The organism is Microbacterium sp. HA-8 (assembly GCF_046111165.1).
Taxonomy (GTDB): Bacteria; Actinomycetota; Actinomycetes; order Actinomycetales; family Microbacteriaceae; genus Microbacterium.
In genome coordinates this window covers 3,353,909-3,371,077 of record NZ_CP162025.1, presented here as the reverse complement: position 1 = coordinate 3,371,077, position 17,169 = coordinate 3,353,909, and the positions used below count along the sequence as shown (strand labels likewise).

17 protein-coding genes are annotated in these 17,169 nt (G+C 70.3%); 16 read left to right on the top strand and 1 reads right to left on the bottom strand.

Annotation, left to right across the window (positions count from 1 at the left end; genetic code table 11):
- Positions 1-35: 35 nt before the first annotated feature.
- From AB2L57_RS16110 to rocD, 6 genes are all read left to right on the top strand, one after another.
- Entirely contained in the window at positions 36-440 is a 405-nt protein-coding gene (locus AB2L57_RS16110; protein ID WP_409047557.1) for a DUF4259 domain-containing protein, read from the top strand.
- A 138-nt stretch (positions 441-578) separates the two neighbouring features.
- Complete coding sequence (locus tag AB2L57_RS16105; protein WP_292809886.1) at positions 579-1,010, top strand: hypothetical protein; 432 nt, start codon at positions 579-581, stop codon at positions 1,008-1,010.
- The gene (locus AB2L57_RS16100) at positions 1,010-1,237 is read left to right on the top strand and encodes a helix-turn-helix transcriptional regulator (protein ID WP_292809888.1); all 228 of its coding nucleotides are present in this window, start codon (positions 1,010-1,012) and stop codon (positions 1,235-1,237) included. Before AB2L57_RS16105 ends, AB2L57_RS16100 begins: the two co-directional genes overlap by 1 nt.
- Positions 1,234-2,283 carry an NAD(P)-dependent alcohol dehydrogenase gene (locus AB2L57_RS16095; RefSeq protein WP_409047556.1) on the top strand — a complete coding sequence of 350 codons (1,050 nt, stop codon included), beginning with the start codon at positions 1,234-1,236 and terminating at the stop codon, positions 2,281-2,283. Before AB2L57_RS16100 ends, AB2L57_RS16095 begins: the two co-directional genes overlap by 4 nt.
- Before the next feature lie 145 nt (positions 2,284-2,428).
- Positions 2,429-3,361: a dimethylargininase gene (gene ddaH / locus AB2L57_RS16090; RefSeq protein WP_363331323.1), complete on the top strand. Its 933-nt coding sequence runs from the start codon at positions 2,429-2,431 to the stop codon at positions 3,359-3,361.
- Entirely contained in the window at positions 3,358-4,590 is a 1,233-nt protein-coding gene (gene rocD, locus AB2L57_RS16085; RefSeq protein ID WP_409047555.1) for an ornithine--oxo-acid transaminase, read from the top strand. The genes ddaH and rocD overlap by 4 nt, the downstream gene beginning before the upstream one ends.
- 2 nt (positions 4,591-4,592) lie before the next feature.
- Here rocD and AB2L57_RS16080 read toward each other — a convergent pair whose 3' ends face one another.
- Positions 4,593-6,197: a molybdopterin-dependent oxidoreductase gene (locus AB2L57_RS16080; RefSeq protein WP_292809894.1), complete on the bottom strand. Its 1,605-nt coding sequence runs from the start codon at positions 6,195-6,197 to the stop codon at positions 4,593-4,595.
- A gap of 105 nt (positions 6,198-6,302) precedes the next feature.
- On the opposite strand from AB2L57_RS16080, the gene AB2L57_RS16075 reads away from it, so the two are divergent.
- The 10 genes from AB2L57_RS16075 to AB2L57_RS16030 all read left to right on the top strand — a co-directional run bounded on the left by AB2L57_RS16075 (position 6,303) and on the right by AB2L57_RS16030 (position 17,135).
- Positions 6,303-8,012, top strand: a complete 1,710-nt coding sequence (locus tag AB2L57_RS16075) for a circularly permuted type 2 ATP-grasp protein (protein ID WP_292809896.1) — start codon at positions 6,303-6,305, stop codon at positions 8,010-8,012.
- A complete protein-coding gene (locus AB2L57_RS16070; protein WP_292809898.1) occupies positions 8,006-8,938 on the top strand; it encodes an alpha-E domain-containing protein in 933 nt (310 codons plus the stop codon). The genes AB2L57_RS16075 and AB2L57_RS16070 overlap by 7 nt, the downstream gene beginning before the upstream one ends.
- Positions 8,935-9,780: a transglutaminase family protein gene (locus tag AB2L57_RS16065; RefSeq protein WP_292809900.1), complete on the top strand. Its 846-nt coding sequence runs from the start codon at positions 8,935-8,937 to the stop codon at positions 9,778-9,780. Before AB2L57_RS16070 ends, AB2L57_RS16065 begins: the two co-directional genes overlap by 4 nt.
- Positions 9,781-9,922: 142 nt before the next feature.
- Complete coding sequence (locus tag AB2L57_RS16060; protein ID WP_409047554.1) at positions 9,923-11,398, top strand: DUF222 domain-containing protein; 1,476 nt, start codon at positions 9,923-9,925, stop codon at positions 11,396-11,398.
- A 90-nt stretch (positions 11,399-11,488) separates the two neighbouring features.
- Positions 11,489-12,583 (top strand): MSMEG_0568 family radical SAM protein, encoded by a 1,095-nt coding sequence (locus tag AB2L57_RS16055; RefSeq protein WP_409047553.1) that lies wholly within the window; start codon positions 11,489-11,491, stop codon positions 12,581-12,583.
- 1 nt (position 12,584) lies between these two features.
- A complete protein-coding gene (locus AB2L57_RS16050) occupies positions 12,585-14,000 on the top strand; it encodes an MSMEG_0567/sll0787 family protein (RefSeq protein WP_409047552.1) in 1,416 nt (471 codons plus the stop codon).
- A 106-nt stretch (positions 14,001-14,106) separates the two neighbouring features.
- Complete coding sequence (locus tag AB2L57_RS16045) at positions 14,107-14,634, top strand: MSMEG_0572/Sll0783 family nitrogen starvation response protein (protein ID WP_396642376.1); 528 nt, start codon at positions 14,107-14,109, stop codon at positions 14,632-14,634.
- 8 nt (positions 14,635-14,642) lie between these two features.
- Entirely contained in the window at positions 14,643-15,545 is a 903-nt protein-coding gene (locus tag AB2L57_RS16040; RefSeq protein ID WP_409047551.1) for a carbon-nitrogen hydrolase family protein, read from the top strand.
- Positions 15,538-15,849, top strand: coding sequence for an MSMEG_0570 family nitrogen starvation response protein (locus tag AB2L57_RS16035; RefSeq protein ID WP_409047550.1), 312 nt, complete (start codon positions 15,538-15,540; stop codon positions 15,847-15,849). The genes AB2L57_RS16040 and AB2L57_RS16035 overlap by 8 nt, the downstream gene beginning before the upstream one ends.
- Positions 15,846-17,135: an MSMEG_0569 family flavin-dependent oxidoreductase gene (locus tag AB2L57_RS16030; protein WP_409047549.1), complete on the top strand. Its 1,290-nt coding sequence runs from the start codon at positions 15,846-15,848 to the stop codon at positions 17,133-17,135. The genes AB2L57_RS16035 and AB2L57_RS16030 overlap by 4 nt, the downstream gene beginning before the upstream one ends.
- The last annotated feature ends 34 nt before the right edge of the window (positions 17,136-17,169 follow it).

The following is a 17,169-nucleotide window of genomic DNA, read 5'->3' as shown; positions in this document are numbered from 1 at the left end:
ATCACGGCGCCTCTGCGGTCCCCTAATCTCTCTCCATGGGTACTTGGAGCGGCGAACCGTTCGGCAATGACGTCGCGGCCGATTTCGCGTGGGAACTTGATGAGCAGAAGCGATGGAACGTTGTGAGGGAAGCTCTGCGCGAGGCGCTTCGAAGCAAAGAGCCGCTTGACGCGGACACCGCTGCTATCGCGATTGCGGCGGCAGAGGTCGTGGCGCATGGGTTGGGTCGCCCGACTCAGTCTGACGCGTACACCGAAAGCGTGGAAGGGTTCGTCAGTCGAGCCCGAAAGCCCTCTGGCCGCCTGGTGAGAGACGCGCAACGTGCCGTTGCCGTTGCTGCCTCGACCCATGGTGAGCTCGCCGAGCTCTGGGCGGAAACTGACGCGCAGACGTGGCACGACTCGAACGCGCGCCTTGTCTCCGCGCTCACGTCTCGCTAGCGCACCGCTTCGGCAACCCCGACCCGTGGAGCGCCGACGTCATCTGATTCCGAATGCTGTGTGTAAAGAATTCTTGACACGCAGCATCCGTGGGCGTAGCCTCCGAATGTCAAACATTCCTGACATTGGGAGGTCGTCGTGGGGTACGTCGAACGCAACACCTGGTCGGGCCTGATCGTCACGATCGCGGCCTTCACCGTCTACATCGTCGTCGTCCTGCAGCAGGCGGACGGCGGATCGCTCGAGCGCGTCGACTGGGTGCCGATCATGCTCTGGACGATCGGCGTCTCGATCATCGCGGTGATCATCCTCACCATCCTGTGGGGGATCGTCGCCGGCATGCGCGACCCGGAGGCCTCGCGAACGGACGTCCGCGACCGCGAGATCGGTCGGATCGGCGACCGTGTGGGTCAGGCGTTCACCGCCATGGGCGGTCTCGGCGCGATCGTGCTGTGCGCGCTCGAGGCGGACTGGTTCTGGATCGCGAACACGATCTTCTTCGGGTTCGGACTCTCGGCCCTCGTCGGGGGCATCGCCACCGTCGTGCTCTACCGCCGCGGGATGCCGTGATGGTCAAGCCCACCAGAGTCACCAACACGATCCGCGAGCTGCGGGGTGCGCGCGAGGTGACACAGGCCGACCTGGCCCGCCGCATCGGCGTGACGCGGCAGACCGTCATCGCGATCGAGCAGGGACGGTACTCGCCCTCGCTCGAGCTCGCGTTCCAGATCGCCCATGTCTTCGGGGTGCGTGTCGAGGACGTCTTCCACTACCCGACCGCCGAGGAGCAGCCATGACCGCCGAGCACCCGAACGAACAGAGGACGGATGCTGCCGCCGCGGCGCTTCCGGCGACGATGACGGCGTGGGTGCAACGCCGATACGGTGACGCGTCTTCGGTCCACCGCGCGCAGGTGCCGGTCCCGACGCCCGGCCCCGGCGAGGCGCTGCTGCGGGTGCACGCGACCGCGCTGCACGCGGGCGACGTGCACATCATGCACGGGGAGCCCCTGCTCGTGCGGGCCTTCTTCGGTCTGCGCCGTCCGCGCCGGGCGACGCGGGGGATGGATGTCGCAGGCACCGTCGTCGCGGTCGGCGCCGGCGTCCGGGGGCTCGCTCCCGGCGACGAGGTGGTCGGCGAACTGCCCGGAGGAGGGCTCGCCGAGTACACGGTCGCCCCGGCGGCGCGTGTCGTGCGCCGGCCGGAAGTGGTCGCCGCCGGCGTTGCCGCGGCCGTCCCCGTCTCAGCGGGAACGGCGTGGCAGGCGCTCGATCTCGCGGGCCCCGCGGCGGGACCCGACAAGCGGGTGCTCATCATCGGCGCGAGCGGGGGCGTCGGCACCTACACGGTGCAGCTCGCTGCTCTGCGCGGCGCGGAGGTCTGGGCCATCTGCGGCGCGCGGAACGAGCGTCTCGTCGCCGATCTCGGTGCCGCGCGCACCCTCGACTACGCGCGGGTCGACGTCGCGACCCAGTCGCGGGAGCTGCCCCCGGCATCCTTCGACACGGTCATCGACATCGTCGGCACGGCCCCGCTGCGGACGCTGCGGCGACTCGTCGCACCGGGCGGAAGCGTCGTGCTCGTCTCGGGCGAGGGTGGCCGCGTGCTCGGCCCGGTGGGGCGCATGCTGCGCGCCGGCGTGCTCTCCCTCACCCCCGGCCCGCGGATCCGGCCCCTCGCTGCGACGCCCAAGACCGAGATCACCGCAGAGCTGCTGCGGCTCGTCGCATCGGGCGCGCTGCGCCCGGTGATCGAGCGGACGTTCCCGCTCGCCGACGCCGGCGCCGCGCTCGCGCACGTCGACGCGCGCCACACCGTCGGCAAGGTCGTCGTGCTGCCGTGACGGCGCTCGCCGCGCCTCGGCGGGTGTCGTGGGATAATGGCCTCGGCGTGCTCGAGTGACCTTTCCTCGCGATTCCCCGGAGCCGAGTCGAAGGACCGCCGAGCCTCAGGACAGCGTCCGCCGCACCTCGACGAAGGAGCGACAGATGTCGACGCACACCGCACCCGCAGCGGCCGAAACCGCCGTATCCACCGCAGCCGCAGCATCCGCCGCCGCCGACACCGCACCCGGCGGCCGCACCGCCCACCGCCGCCGGTACCTGATGTGCCGGCCCGAGCACTTCACGGTCAGCTACACGATCAACCCCTGGATGCAGCCCGCGCTGCCCACCGACACCGCCACCGCGCTGCGGCAGTGGCAGACCCTGTACGACACCTACGTCTCGCTCGGACACGAGGTCGAGCTGATCGATCCCGTGCCCGGCCTGCCCGACATGGTCTACACAGCCAACGGCGGCTTCGTCATCGACGGCGTCGCCTACGGTGCGAAGTTCCGCTTCGCCCAGCGCGCGCCCGAGGCCACGCACTTCAACACCTGGTTCGCCGCGAACGGTTTCGAGCTCGCCGAGGCGCGCGAGGTGAACGAGGGTGAGGGAGACTTCCTGCTCGTGGGCGACACGATCCTCGCGGGCACGGGCTTCCGGTCCACGGGCGACAGCCACCGCGAGGTCGGCGACGTATTCGGTCGCGAGGTGGTGAGCCTGACCCTCATCGACCCGCGCTTCTACCACCTCGACACCGCGATCGCCGTGCTCGATCCCGTCGAGGGTACGGCCCGGGGTGGCGCCCTGCGCGCCAACATCGCCTACCTGCCGCACGCGTTCGATGCGCCGAGCCGCGCCGTGCTCGCCGAGCGCTACCCCGACGCGATCCAGGTGGCCGAGGCCGACGGCGACGTCTTCGGGCTCAACTCCGCGAGCGACGGCCGTCACGTGCTGATCTCGCCCCGCGCGACCGGTTTCGAGGCGCAGCTGCGCGAACGCGGCTACACACCCGTCCTGATCGATCTGTCCGAGCTGCTGCTCGGCGGCGGCGGCATCAAGTGCTGCACGCTCGAACTGCGAGGAGGCTCCCGATGAGCGCACCCGTGCTGGATTCCCAGATCGGCGGTCAGACCGCCGGCATCATCGCGCACGAAGCGGCCCACCTGGCCCACAACTATCACCCCCTGCCGGTGGTCATCACCCGCGGAGAAGGGTCGTGGGTGACGGATGTCGAGGGCAAGCGCTACCTCGACCTGCTCTCGGCCTACTCGGCGCTCAACTTCGGGCACGGCCACCCGGCGATCCTCGCCGCCGCGCGCGAGCAGCTCGACCGGCTCACCCTCACGAGCCGCGCGTACCACAACGACCGGCTCGGAGCATTCGCTGCGGCCCTCGCGGAGCTCGCGGGCAAAGACATGGTTCTGCCGATGAACACGGGCGCCGAGGCCGTCGAGACCGGGATCAAGGTCGCACGGGCGTGGGGCTACCGCGTCAAAGGCATCGCCCCGGATGCCGCCACCATCGTCGTCGCGCACGGCAACTTCCACGGGCGCACGACGACGATCGTCGGCTTCAGCGACGACGATCAGGCGCGCGAGGGCTTCGGCCCCTTCGCTCCGGGGTTCGTGCACGTGCCGTTCGGCGACGCTGCCGCGCTCGCGGGCGCGATCGACGAGAACACCGCGGCGGTTCTGATCGAGCCCGTCCAGGGCGAGGCCGGCGTCATCGTCCCGCCGGAGGGCTACCTGCGTGCGGTCCGCGAGATCACCCGCGAGCGGGGCGTGCTGATGATCGCCGACGAGATCCAGTCCGGCCTCGGCCGCGTCGGCACGACGTTCGCGTGCGACCGTGAAGAGGTCGTCCCCGACATGTACCTGCTCGGCAAAGCGCTCGGTGGCGGCATCCTGCCCCTGTCGGCCGTCGTCGCCGATGCCGACGTGCTCGGCGTGATCCGCCCGGGCGAGCACGGCTCGACGTTCGGGGGCAACCCGCTGGCCGCCGCCGTGGGGCTGCAGGTGGTCGAGATGCTCGCGTCGGGAGAGTTCCAGGCGCGGGCCGCGGCGCTCGGCGAGCACCTCGAGGCGCGGCTGCAGGATCTCATCGGCCACGGCGTCACCGGTGTGCGCGTCGCGGGGCTGTGGGCAGGGGTCGACATCGATCCGTCACGCGGCACGGGTCGCGAGGTCGCGGAGCGCCTGCTCGCGCGGGGCGTCCTGGTGAAAGACACGCACGGGCAGACCATCTGCATCGCGCCGCCGCTCGTGGTGCGCGCGACCGAACTGGACTGGGCCCTCGAGCAGCTGCGGGTCGTGCTCGCCGGCTGAGGTCAGCGCACCGACACGCGGATCTCGTGCCAGCCGGTCGCTCCGTCGGGGATCACGCCCACGCGGGCCTCGGTCTGCGTCTCGCCATCGGCGTTCGTCGCGCGGCAGCGGATGGTGTGGTCGCCGGACTCGGCCTCCCACGGCACGCTCCACTGCACCCAGGTGTCGTCCGAGATGGCGCTCGCGAGCGTGGCCGGCTGCCAGGCGCCGTCATCGATCTGCACCTCGACACCCGACACCCCGACGTGCTGCTGCCAGGCGACACCCGCGATGACGGTGGCCCCGGCATCCACCCCGCCCCGCGGCACGTCGATGCGGGACTGCAGCTTGATGGGCCCCCGCTCCGACCAGCCGCGATCGGTCCAGTACGCCCGCGCGGCGTCGAAGCGCGTGACTTCGAGGTCGACCACCCACTTGGTGGCGGACACGTACCCGTACAGGCCCGGGACGACCATGCGCACGGGAAAGCCGTGCTCGGCGGGCAGGGGCTCGCCGTTCATGCCGACGGCGAGGATCGCGTTGCGATCGTCGGTGAGGGCCTCGATCGGGGTGGATGCCGTGAAGCCGTCGATCGAGCGCGAGAGCACCATGTCGGCCTCGGGCAGGGGAACGGCACGCGCGAGCAGCTCCCGGATCGGGTATCCGAGCCATAGCGCGTTGCCGATGAGGTCGCCGCCCACCTCGTTCGAGACGCAGGTCAGCGTCGTGACGCTCTCTTCGAGGGGAAGGGCGAGCAGGTCGTCCCACGTGATGCTCACCTCGTTCTCGACGAGGCCGTGGATGCGCAGCGCCCACTCCGCGGTGGTCACCTGCGGCACGATGAGCGCGGTGTCGATGCGGTAGAAGATCTCGTTCGGCGTGATGACGGGCGCGAGCCCCTCGATGCCCAGCTCGGCGCCCGCCGGAATCGGCGCAGCGGCCGTCGCGGCGGCGGGCAGCCGGATCGCCTCGCGCACCGCATCGGCCGCGCGCCGCCCCGCCCGGATCGCGCTCGACCCGGCCGCTGCCAGCGCACCCGCCGCGGCGGTGCCGAGGGTCCAGAGCAGGAAGCCGCGTCGCGACGCGTAGCCCTCGGCATCCCGTCCCGCGTCGGGAGCGTCGCGCGGGTCGGGAGCGTCACGGGAGTCGCGCACCCGCACCGCGAGTCGCACGAGCATGCCCAGAGCGAGGGCGGATGCTGCTCCCGCCACCGCCGAGGGAACCCAGGCCATCGCGGGGGCGTTCGCCCGCGTCATCGCCGCGATCACGCCGAAGACCGCGATTCCGGCCACGGCGACCCTGCCCCACGGTGGTCGGAATCGTTCGAGCACACCCGCTCCCGCGGCGGCGACGAGCAGCACGATCGCGATGCCCACCAGCAGGGCGATCTTGTCGGCGGTGCCGAAGAGCGCGATCGCGAGGTCCTTGGCCCACGAGGGGGCGACGTCGATCATCAACGCGCCGATGGCCGCGAACGGGCTGGATTCGGAGGCGACGAGGGCGGCGGTCAGCTCGCCGAGCCCCGCACCCAGCACGACGGCCGCCACGCCCGCCCCGGCCGCGCGCAGGCTCCGACGCCGCGATGTCGCCGTCGTCGATGCCCGCGGAAGGGTGGGGGCGCTCGTCATGCGCCCGAGCCTACGTCGATGCCGCCGCGCCGGGGCCGGGTGGCGGCATCCGTCACCGGCCCGTAAGAAACATTCAGGCAACACGCCCCGGACTAGGCTCGACCCATGGGTGACCTCTTCGACGGCTACGGCTCGACGCTCGCGCCGCGCAAGAGCGTCCACGGCGCTCCGGCGTTCGATGAGATGTTCGGCTCGCCCGCGCATCCGGGTGCGCTCGCCGAGTCCCGCGATGCGTATCGCGAGCTCTACCAGGCGCTCGCCCGCATGACGCAGGAGGAGCTGCGGGGTCGCACCGACTCTCTCGCCAGTTCGTACCTCGCCCAGGGCGTGACGTTCGACTTCGCGGGTGAGGAACGGCCGTTCCCGCTGGATGCCGTGCCCCGCATCATCGACTTCGACGAGTGGTCCGAGGTCGAGGCGGGCATCAAGCAGCGCGTGCGCGCGCTCGAGGCCTTCCTCGATGACGCGTACGGGCGGCAGAACTGCGTGCGCGACGGAGTGATCCCGGCGCAGCTGATCGCGTCGTCCCAGTACTTCTATCGACAGGCCTACGGCATCCACTCCGCCAACGGCGTGCGCATCCAGGTCTCGGGCATCGACCTGATCCGGGACGAGCACGGCAAGATGCGCGTGCTCGAAGACAACGTGCGGGTACCGAGCGGGGTCAGCTACGTCATCTCCAACCGCCGCGTGATGGCGCAGACGCTGCCCGAGCTGTTCGTCTCGATGCGGGTGCGTCCGGTCGGCGACTACCCCAACAAGCTGCTCGCGGCCCTGCGGGCGTCGGCCCCGCCCGGCATCGACGAGCCCAACGTGGTGGTGCTGACCCCCGGCGTCTACAACTCGGCGTACTTCGAGCACACCCTGCTCGCCCGGCTGATGGGCGTCGAGCTCGTCGAGGGCCGCGACCTGCTCTGCGCGGGCGGCAAGGTGTTCATGCGCACGACGCGTGGACCCAAGCGCGTCGACGTCATCTACCGCCGCGTCGACGATGACTTCCTCGATCCGCTGCAGTTCCGAGCCGACTCGATGCTCGGGGCGCCCGGGCTCATGCTCGCCGCGCGCCTGGGCAACGTCACGATCGCGAACGCCGTGGGCAACGGCGTCGCCGACGACAAGCTGCTCTACACCTACACGCCCGACCTCATCCGCTACTACCTGTCGGAGGAACCGATCCTGCCGATCGTCGACACGTGGCGGCTCGAGGAGCCCGAGGCGCTCGAAGAGGTGCTCGACCGCCTCGACGAGCTCGTCGTGAAGCCCGTCGACGGCTCGGGCGGCAAGGGCCTCGTCGTCGGGCCCGATGCCTCGCGCGCCGAGCTCGACACCCTCCGCAAACGGCTTCTCGCCGACCCGCGCGGATGGATCGCCCAGCCGGTGGTCATGCTCTCGACCATCCCCACGCTGGTGGAGGACGGCATGCGGCCGCGCCACGCCGACCTGCGTCCGTTCGCCGTCAACGACGGCGACGACATCTGGGTTCTGCCGGGCGGTCTCACGCGCGTTGCGCTGCCCGAGGGGCAGCTCGTGGTCAACTCCAGTCAGGGCGGCGGATCGAAGGACACCTGGGTCGTCGGCGGCTCGGCGCCCGCGCACGTCGAGTACGGACAGGGGCACGGCCTGGCCGGCCTCGTCGCCGACCAGGCCTCGACCGTCACCGCGGCGATCCCGATCATCACCGCTGCCGCCCTCGAGGCCGAGCACGACGCGGCGCAGCCCGAGGTCGACCACTCGCCCCACGATCGTCCGCGCTCGCGCGTCGAACAGCAGGAGCAGCAGCAGCAGGCCGTCGCCGATGGTGGTGCAGGATGCTGAGCCGCATCGCCGAATCGCTGTTCTGGATCGGACGCTACATCGAGCGCAGCGACGGCACGGCGCGCATCCTGGACGTGCATCTGCAGCTTCTGCTCGAAGATCCGTGGATCGACGAGGACATCGCCTGCCGGTCGCTGCTGTCGGTGATGGGGTCGGCCCCGGTCAAGACGGTTGAGCGGGTCAGCCGCGAGGACGTTCTGTCGCGGCTGGCCACAGACCGCATGAACCCCGCGAGCATCGTCTACTCGCTCAACGCCGCCCGCGAGAACGCGCGCCGCGCCCGCGAGATCGTCTCCACAGAGCTGTGGGAGTGCCTCAACACGACCAATGCACGCATGCCCCGCCGGCTGCAGACAGACAAAGTGCACGAGTTCTTCCAGTGGGTTCGTGAGCGCGCAGCGCTCGCCGTCGGCGTCGTGGACTCTTCGACCAGCCGCGACGAAGCCTGGCAGTTCTTCACGCTCGGTCGCAGCATCGAACGCGCCGACATGACGGCACGACTGCTCGCCACGCGGTCGCTGACCGAGGCATCCGGCCCGTCGTGGACGACGATCCTCCGCTCCTGCGGCGCCTACGAGGCGTACCTGCGCACGTACCGGGGGATGCCGAGTGCGCGCAACGCGGCCGAGTTCCTGTTGCTCGACCGATTGTTCCCCCGCTCGATCATCTACTCGATCCAGCGGGCCGAGGAGTGCATGAGCGCGATCGATCCGCGCGAGGATCGGGTGGGCCACTCCAACCAGGTGCTGCGGGCGCTCGGGCGTATCCGCAACGATCTCGAATACCGGCCGATCAGCGAGATCCTCGCCGAGCTTCCCACCCACATGCTGCGCGTCGAGACCGTCACCCGCGAAGCGTCCGAGGCGATCCGGCAGCGGTTCTTCCCGACGCAGGCCGAGCCGAGCTGGATCGGGGAGATCTCATGAAAAGACTCCGCATCGAGCACGCGACCGGTTTCAGCTATCACGGCGACGTCACGGCGTCATACAACGAGGCGAGGATGCTGCCGGGCACGACCGACAGTCAGTTCGTGCTGAGTTCGTCCCTCGAGATCGACCCCTCGACGTCGGTGAACAACTATGTCGACTACTTCGGCACCCGGGTGAGCGCGTTCGACGTGCTCTCGCCCCACGCCGACCTCAACCTCACCGCGAAGTCGCTCGTCGAGGTGCGGCCGCGCCCGCTCGAGCACACCGGTATCACGTGGGACAAGCTCGCCGCCGAGGCGGGGCGCTCGATCGACACCGTCGAGCAGCTCGTGCAGACCCAGCGCACGAAGCCGCACGACGATGTCGTCGAGATCGCACGCTCCATCGCGGGCCGGCACGATGATCCGGGTCGCGCGGCGCACGACATCGTCGCCGCGATCGGCGACGCCGTCGAGTACATGCACGGCATCACCGGCGTGCACTCGACCGCCATGGAGGCATGGGAGGCACGCAAGGGCGTGTGCCAGGACATGGCGCATATCGCTCTCGGCGCGCTGCGGGCCGTCGGCATCCCGGCGCGCTACGTCTCGGGCTACCTGCACCCGCGGGCGAACGCCGAGGTCGGCGTCGCCGTCAGCGGAGAGTCGCACGCGTGGGTCGAGTGGTTCGCCGGCGAATGGCAGGGCTTCGACCCCACGAACAACATCGAGATCGGCGACCGTCACGTGCTCGTGGGCCGTGGCCGCGACTACAACGACGTTCCGCCGCTGCGGGGCGTCTACGCGGGGCCGTTCAAGAGCCAGCTCTTCGTCCGGGTGACCATCACGCGCGAGGCGTGAGGCCGTCGTGCGGTCCCTGAGGAGCCGCGGAGCGGCGTCTCGAAAGGACGCGCTGAACCGTTATCAACCTCTCATCTTTTGATGCCTTGATCCGCGCTTTTTCGGCGATCGAATGTCGGTGGCCCCCTGTTGAATGGGGGTCATGAACCTGCTGGTCACCGCTCTCGCCGAGGTCGGCGACAGCGTGCGCGGGGTGGTTGAGCCCGCGCTGGCGGGTGGGGCGTTCGAGACGCTGGGCGATGATGATCTGCTCGCGGTGATGGGTGCCCTGGCGGCGATCGCGCGGCGAGTGGAGGGCGCGCTGGTCGAGGCCGTGGGGGTCGTCGAGGCGCGGTCGCAGGGCGCCCGGAGTGATCGGCTTTCGGCGCGGGCGGGGTGCCGGTCGGTGTCGGAACTCGTGCAGCGTGTCACGCGGGTGTCGCCGCACGCGGCGTCGGGCATGATTCGCGCGGGTCGGGTGGTGCACCGCGATCGGGCCCTGGCGTCAGGGGAGTGGCTGGAGCCCACCCTGCCTGCGCTTCGTGATGCCCTGGTGGCGGGCGAGGTCGGGGTCGAGGCGGTGAACGCGATCGCCGGGCCGCTGACGGACGCCGCCGCGCGGGCGGCGCGTGACGATGTGCTGGCGGCGGACGCGTTCCTCGCCGACGCGGCGAGGGGGCTCCGCGATCGCGATGTCGATGTCGATGTCGATGTCGATGCCGGTGTTCGGGGGCCTGCGCCGTCGGTGGCGGATCTGCGGGCGATGGCGCACCTGTGGGCGAGTGCGATCGACGCTGACGGCGCTGAGCCGGTCGAGGCTGGGGCGTTGCGAGGCCGAGGGCTGGCGTTGGGGGTGCCGCGGCGGGGGTTGGTGCCGTTATCGGGCATGCTGCTGCCGGAGGTCGCGGCGCAGCTGCAGACGATCTTCGATGCGTTGATGAGTCCGAGGGTGACCGGGCCCGAGCATCCCGGGTCGAATGCGGGTGGTCCGACCTTCCGTGAGGACGCCGCACCCGGCTCATCCGGTGACGGTGTGCCCGTGGATGGGCGCACGCGGCTGCAGAAGCAGCATGACGCGTTCGCGACGGCGCTGGGGGCGGCGGCACGGGCGGGGGAGTTGGCCACGATCGGCGGGGCCGCGCCGACGCTCGTGGTGTACGCGCGAGAGGACGACCTGGTGTCCGGGTCGGGGTGGGCGCAGGTCGAGGGCTCCGACCAGCCGGTGAGCACGGGGGTGGCGGCGCAGATCGCGTGTTGCGGCACGATCCAGCGGGTCGGTTTCGACGGTGCAGGACGGATCGTGTCGCTCGGGGTGCGGGACCGCGTGTTCACCGCGGTGCAGCGCAAGGCGATCGCGTTGCGCGACGGGGGATGCGTGATCCCCGGGTGCGGGGTGCGGGCGGCGTGGTGCGAGGTGCATCACGATCAGGAGCACTCCCGCGGTGGACCCACCCACTGCGACAACGGTCTGCTGCTGTGCTGGTTCCACCACCGCACCCTGGGCACCTCGGGGTGGTCGGTCCGCATGCGCCACGGCGTCCCCGAGGTCCGCGGACCCGCCTGGTGGGATCCCCACCGACGATGGCGACCCGTACGCGGATCACCCCTGCGACGGGTGCGACGGGCTCAGGGCGCGTGAACGCGCTGCGAAACGCAATCTTCTCGGTCCGAAACACGAGCGCTATCCGTTCGTAGCCACACCGAAACGCGGAATCCGTCTACTGGAGATATGACTCCCGCATCGGCAGCTCCGACCGACACCGCCGCCCACGTGTCGACCCGAGTGAACATCGCCCTGCTCGGCATCCGAAGCGATGCGCCGGTGCGCCGGACGGGCGGTGCGGGCCCCAGCGACGACGGGCATTTCATCATAAACGGCGAGGGTGCGGCGATCCCGCTCAACCCGTCGAGCCCCTACGTGGTCAACGCCAGCGGCAGGCTCACGTTCGAGGGCGCCGACCTCGGCTTCGATGTGCAGCCTGTGGTGCGTCCCCGCTTCTACGACCTCGAGACCGCCGAGGGCGTCAACTACGAGAAGATCGCCAAGCTCCACGGACGCAACGTGCTCGCGACCACCGTCGTGCAGACCTGCGTGCGCTACGACGAGAGCGAGCGCTGTCGGTTCTGCGCGATCGAGGCGTCGCTGGATGCCGGGCTCACGATCGCGGTGAAGACCCCGGCGATGCTCGCCGAGGTCGCCGAGGCGGCCGTGCGGCTGGATGGCATCACGAGCATGGTGATGACGACGGGCACCTCCAACGGCTGGGACCGCGGAGCCAAGCACCTCGCCCGCTGCGTACGCGCCGTCAAGGAGGCGGTGCCCGACCTCCAGATCCAGGTGCAGTGCGAGCCGCCCGCCGATCTGCGCGCCATCACCGACCTCTACGACGCCGGCGCGCGCTCCATCGGCATCCACGTCGAGTCGATGGACGACGAGGTCCGGCGACGGTGGATGCCGGGCAAATCCCGCGTGAGCATGGACGAGTACCGCGCAGCCTGGCGTGAGGCGGTGCGGGTGTTCGGCTTCAATCAGGTCTCGACCTACCTGCTCGTGGGCATGGGGGAGGACGCCGACGAGCTCGTCGAAGGTGCGCGCGAACTGATCGAGATGGGTGTCTACCCCTTCGTCGTCCCGTTCCGCCCGCTCAAGGGCACGCTCGCCACCGACGTCGACAAGGTGCCCGCCCCGCATCGATCGCTGCTCGACTCGGTGACGAGTCGTGTCGCTGATCTGCTCAAGGCGGCGGGCATGCGCGGCGAGGACCAGCGCGCCGGCTGTGTGGCGTGCGGGGCCTGCAGCGTGCTCAAGACGGCAGGAGCCTGACGTGCTCGACGTGCCGCTGCTCGCCGGCGTCGCCCACCGTGCACGCCCGAATCGGACCGCGTGGCGCATCGAGAGGGCGACCGGCCGCCAGATCGAGGACTATCGCGCGATCCGTCGCGAGGTCTTCGTCGCCGAGCAGGGCATCTTCGATGCCGACGATTTCGATCGCATCGACGACGATCCCCGCACGATCGTGCTCGTCTGCGTCGACCCCGAGGAGGTGGTACTCGGCGGCGTGCGGCTGGCCCCGGCCCTCGAAGGACGCGACATCGGGTGGTGGACCGGCAGCCGCCTCGTCGTGCGTCGCGATGCCCGCGGCGCGGGCGGCATCGGATCGGCCCTCGTGCGGGAAGCGTGCGCGACCGCGCTCGCCCGCGGCGTGCTCCGCTTCGAGGCGACCGTGCAGGATCGCAACGAACCACTGTTCCGCCACCTCGGCTGGACAGCGTGGGGGCGAACATCCCTCGGCGGTGCGCCGCACGTGCGCATGCGCTGGCCCATCGACCGCATCCAGCGACTGCTTCAGGCCACGAAGGCCCCGCTCGGCGACGTGCTCGGCGGGCTGCGCGGCGACGACCCGAAAGCCCTCGGCGGCAGCGGCTTCGTCGGCGACGACGGGGCGCCGCTTCCGGGCACGGACGTCATCGCCGCGTGCGACGCGATCCTGCCGGCGATCCTCGAGCGCGACCCCGAGTGGGCCGGATGGTGTGCGGTTCTGGTCAACGTGAACGATCTGTCGGCGATGGGTGCGAAGCCGATCGGACTGCTCGACTCCGTCGCCGCCCCCACCGCCTCGTTCGCGCGGCGCATCCTCGGGGGTCTGCGAAGTGGGGCGGATGCCTGGGGCCTGCCGATCCTCGGAGGTCACACCCAGCTGGGGGTCGCGCCGTCGCTGTCGGTGACCGCGCTCGGTCGGACGAAGCGGCCGGTGCCCGGCGGCGGTGGACGCGTGGGCGACGACCTCAGCCTCACCGTCGACCTCCGTGGTCGGTGGCGGCGCGGGTTCGAGGGCCGGCAGTGGGACACGACATCGGCTCGGACCGGTTCCGAGTTGCGCGAGCTCGGCGCCGTCGTGCGGAGAGCCCGCCCCGCCGCGGCGAAGGACGTCAGCATGGGTGGCATCGTCGGCAGCGCGGCGATGCTCGCGGAGGCATCCGGCACGGGGCTCACCCTCGACGTCGCCGCGATCCCGTCACCCGACGACGTCTCGTTCGGAGACTGGCTCACGTGCTTTCCGGGATTCGGGATGCTCACGGCCGACCGCCCGGGACGCTCGCGCGCGGCATCCCGCATCGCCGAGACCGCCGTCATCGGAACGCTGGATGCCGGAGACGACGTCCGGCTGCGCTGGCCCGACGGCGTCGAGACGGTGGCGTGCGAAAGTGCGGCGACGGGGCTCGGATCTGCGAGTTCGTAACACGACCTCATTCCGGATGAAACCAAACAGAAACACCCGCTTGGGAGTGTGGACACACTCTCCCTTCAGCTCCATCCCGTGCACCACCCCACGAAAGAGATGACCAATGCCTGAAGACATCGACGCCCAGATCGCCGAGAACATCGCCAAGTCGCTCGGCGAGATCCCGCACCCCTCGCTGCCCAAGGGCACGAACATCTATGGATCGACCAAGATCTTCCCCGACTTCCAGGCCGAGGACGGCGAGACCTACTTCACGCTGATCCACGGCATCCCGCACGAGTCCTCGGTCAGCTTCGTCGCGATCCTGCAGGCGACCCGCGCCCTCCGCAAGGGGTTCGAGTCGGCGATCTACTTCTACGGCCCGGGCACGCTCGCCTGCACGGCGAACCGCGGATTCCCGACCACCGGGGATGCCGGATTCCCGGGTGAACTCAACATGAATGGCTCGCTCGAGACCTTCATCAAGGAGGGCGGCACGGTCTACTGCTGCCGCTTCGGCATGGCCCTGCACGGCATGCGCGAAGAGGACCTCATCGAGGGCGTCATCCCGGCGCACCCGCTCGATGTCCAGGACGCCCTCATCTACTACGCGCGCAAGGGCGCGATCATCAACTCCACCTACAACCTCTAGGCCCGGCCATGACACTCACCGTCGCGTCGGTCTCGGCGAACTTCACGCGGGACCTGGACCAGAACTACGCGCTCATTGAGCAGCTGCTCCAGGACGCGCGTGCTCGGGGGGCGCGGATCGTCGCATTCCCCGAGGCGGCGATCGGGGGGTATCTCTCGTCGCTCGGCAACCACGGCGACACCGTGCAGAACACGAAACGCTCGCTCCCGCCGGCCATCCGGCTGGACGGACCCGAGATCGCCCGCGTCCAGGAGCTCGCGGGCGACACGATCCTCACGATCGGGTTCTGCGAGCTCGACGACGACGGGGTGACGCGCTACAACGCGGCCGCGTGCCTCGACGGCGGGCAGATCTACGGGTCGTATCGCAAGGTGCATCAGCCGCTCGGTGAGAACATGTCGTACTCGGCGGGGTCCGAATACACGGCGTTCGACACCCCGCTCGCGCGCATCGGGATGCAGATCTGCTACGACAAGGCCTTCCCCGAGGCGGCACGGATGCTCGCGCTCGACGGTGCCGAGATCGTCGTGAGCATGTCGGCCTGGCCGGCGGCGCGCACGGCGACGGCCGAGAACCTGCAGGACGACCGCTGGACGTACCGGTTCAACCAGTTCGACATCGCGCGGGCGCTCGACAACCAGGTCTTCTGGATGGCGTCGAACCAGTCGGGCACGTTCGGGTCGCTGCGGTACGTCGGCAACGCCAAGGTCGTCGATCCGGGCGGCAACATCCTCGCGACGACGCTGCTGGGAGCCGGTCTCGCCGTGGCCGAGATCGACATCGACGAGACGTTCCGGGCGATGCGCGGTGGCATGTTCCACCTGCGGGATCGACGACCGGATGTCTACGGCCCGGTCGCCGAGACGGGGAGCGCCAGCGCGACCCGGTGGACGGAGCTCGCCCATGCCTGAGATGACGTTCGCCGTGCGCTGGCCGGACGGCCGCGAGAGCACGCACTACTCGCCGAGCCTGGTGATGCACGACTTCCTCACCGTGGGGGAGCGGTACCCGGTGTCGGACTTCGTCGGACGCACGAGCGAGGCCCTCGCCATCGCGAGCGAACGGGTGCGGGCGAAGTTCGGATTCGCGTGCACTTCGGCGATGCACTCGGAGCAGACGATCGCTTCGGCCGCCGCCTCGTACGCAGGCGGTGACGTCGAGGTCGTCGCGATGGAGCCCGGCCTGGAGCCGACCGCGGACGGCGGCGGCGCATGATTGCCGTCGAGCTGCGGGACGGCGACCATTTCGATGCCGTGATCGTGGGCGGTGGCCAGGCCGGTCTCGCCCTCAGCTGGCACCTCGTGCAGCAGGGTATCCGGCACGTGGTGATCGAGCGCGACACGCTCGTGCACGAGTGGAGCGACGGCCGCTGGGACAACTTCACGCTCGTGACCCCCAACTGGCACTGCCGGCTGCCGGGTTATCCGTACGACGGAGCCGACCCCGACGGCTTCATGACCCGCGACGAGGTCTACGCCTGGGTGCGGCGCTACGCCGACACCTTCGACGCGCCGGTCGCCGAGGGCACATCGGTCACACTGGTCGAGACCCGCCCGAGCAGGGGCTTCCGGGTGCGCACGAGCGCCGGCACCATCACCGCGGACTCCGTCATCTCCGCCACGGGCGGCTACCACGTTCCCGTCACCCCGGCATGGGCGGGCGACATCCCGGACGCGGTGTTCCAGCTCCACTCGCACGAGTACCGCAACGCGGCACAGCTGCCCGAGGGGCCCGTGCTCGTGATCGGATCCGGCCAGTCGGGCACGCAGATCGCCGAGGATCTCCTGATCGAGGGTCGCGAGGTGCACCTCGCCCTCGGGCGCGCCCCGCGGGTCGCCCGTTTCTACCGGGGCAAGGACTGCATGACCTGGCTCGCGGAGATGGGTGTCTACGACGTGCCCGTCGCCGCCCACGGGCCGGCCAAGCGCGAGTCCACGAACCACTACGTCACGGGCCGAGACGGCGGCCGAGACATCGACCTGCGCGAGTTCGCACGCCGGGGTATGGCCCTCTACGGCCGCGCGATCGGGTTCTCAGGCGGGGGCTTCCGGTTCGACGACACGCTCGCGGAGAACCTCGACTACGCCGACTCGGTGGCCGAGTCGATCAAGAACGACATCGATCGCTACATCGCACGCGAAGGCATCCACGCGCCGCCCGAGGACCGCTACGTCGCGCGCTGGCACCCCCACGGTGTGCCGCACGATCTGCCGGCCGCTGAGATCGCATCGGTGATCTGGTCGATCGGCTTCCGTGCGGACTGGTCGTGGCTCGGCGACCTCGACGTGCTCGACCACGCCGGGCACCCCGCCCACACCTACGGAGAGACGAGCGTGCCCGGGTTCCACTTCATCGGCCTGCCGTGGATGCACACGTGGGGCTCCGGACGCTTCCACGCCATCGCGCGCGACGCCGAGCACGTCGCGAACATGATCGCTGCCCGGGCGGATCAGCAGGTCCGCGTCGCCCGTCTTGCCTCACGTCAAGATGTCCGGGAGTGAGTGATGCTTGCCTCACGTGAAATGTCCGCGTAGC

Excerpts from the sequence above, each read along its gene's own strand:
- AB2L57_RS16110 (WP_409047557.1), top strand. The coding sequence starts at position 36 with ATGGGTACTTGGAGCGGCGAACCGTTCGGCAATGACGTCGCGGCCGAT.
- AB2L57_RS16100 (WP_292809888.1), top strand. The coding sequence starts at position 1,010 with ATGGTCAAGCCCACCAGAGTCACCAACACGATCCGCGAGCTGCGGGGT.
- AB2L57_RS16095 (WP_409047556.1), top strand. The coding sequence starts at position 1,234 with ATGACCGCCGAGCACCCGAACGAACAGAGGACGGATGCTGCCGCCGCG.
- ddaH (WP_363331323.1), top strand. The coding sequence starts at position 2,429 with ATGTCGACGCACACCGCACCCGCAGCGGCCGAAACCGCCGTATCCACC.
- rocD (WP_409047555.1), top strand. The coding sequence starts at position 3,358 with ATGAGCGCACCCGTGCTGGATTCCCAGATCGGCGGTCAGACCGCCGGC.
- AB2L57_RS16080 (WP_292809894.1), bottom strand. The coding sequence starts at position 6,197 with ATGACGAGCGCCCCCACCCTTCCGCGGGCATCGACGACGGCGACATCG.
- AB2L57_RS16075 (WP_292809896.1), top strand. The coding sequence starts at position 6,303 with ATGGGTGACCTCTTCGACGGCTACGGCTCGACGCTCGCGCCGCGCAAG.
- AB2L57_RS16070 (WP_292809898.1), top strand. The coding sequence starts at position 8,006 with ATGCTGAGCCGCATCGCCGAATCGCTGTTCTGGATCGGACGCTACATC.
- AB2L57_RS16065 (WP_292809900.1), top strand. The coding sequence starts at position 8,935 with ATGAAAAGACTCCGCATCGAGCACGCGACCGGTTTCAGCTATCACGGC.
- AB2L57_RS16060 (WP_409047554.1), top strand. The coding sequence starts at position 9,923 with ATGAACCTGCTGGTCACCGCTCTCGCCGAGGTCGGCGACAGCGTGCGC.
- AB2L57_RS16055 (WP_409047553.1), top strand. The coding sequence starts at position 11,489 with ATGACTCCCGCATCGGCAGCTCCGACCGACACCGCCGCCCACGTGTCG.
- AB2L57_RS16045 (WP_396642376.1), top strand. The coding sequence starts at position 14,107 with ATGCCTGAAGACATCGACGCCCAGATCGCCGAGAACATCGCCAAGTCG.
- AB2L57_RS16040 (WP_409047551.1), top strand. The coding sequence starts at position 14,643 with ATGACACTCACCGTCGCGTCGGTCTCGGCGAACTTCACGCGGGACCTG.
- AB2L57_RS16035 (WP_409047550.1), top strand. The coding sequence starts at position 15,538 with ATGCCTGAGATGACGTTCGCCGTGCGCTGGCCGGACGGCCGCGAGAGC.
- AB2L57_RS16030 (WP_409047549.1), top strand. The coding sequence starts at position 15,846 with ATGATTGCCGTCGAGCTGCGGGACGGCGACCATTTCGATGCCGTGATC.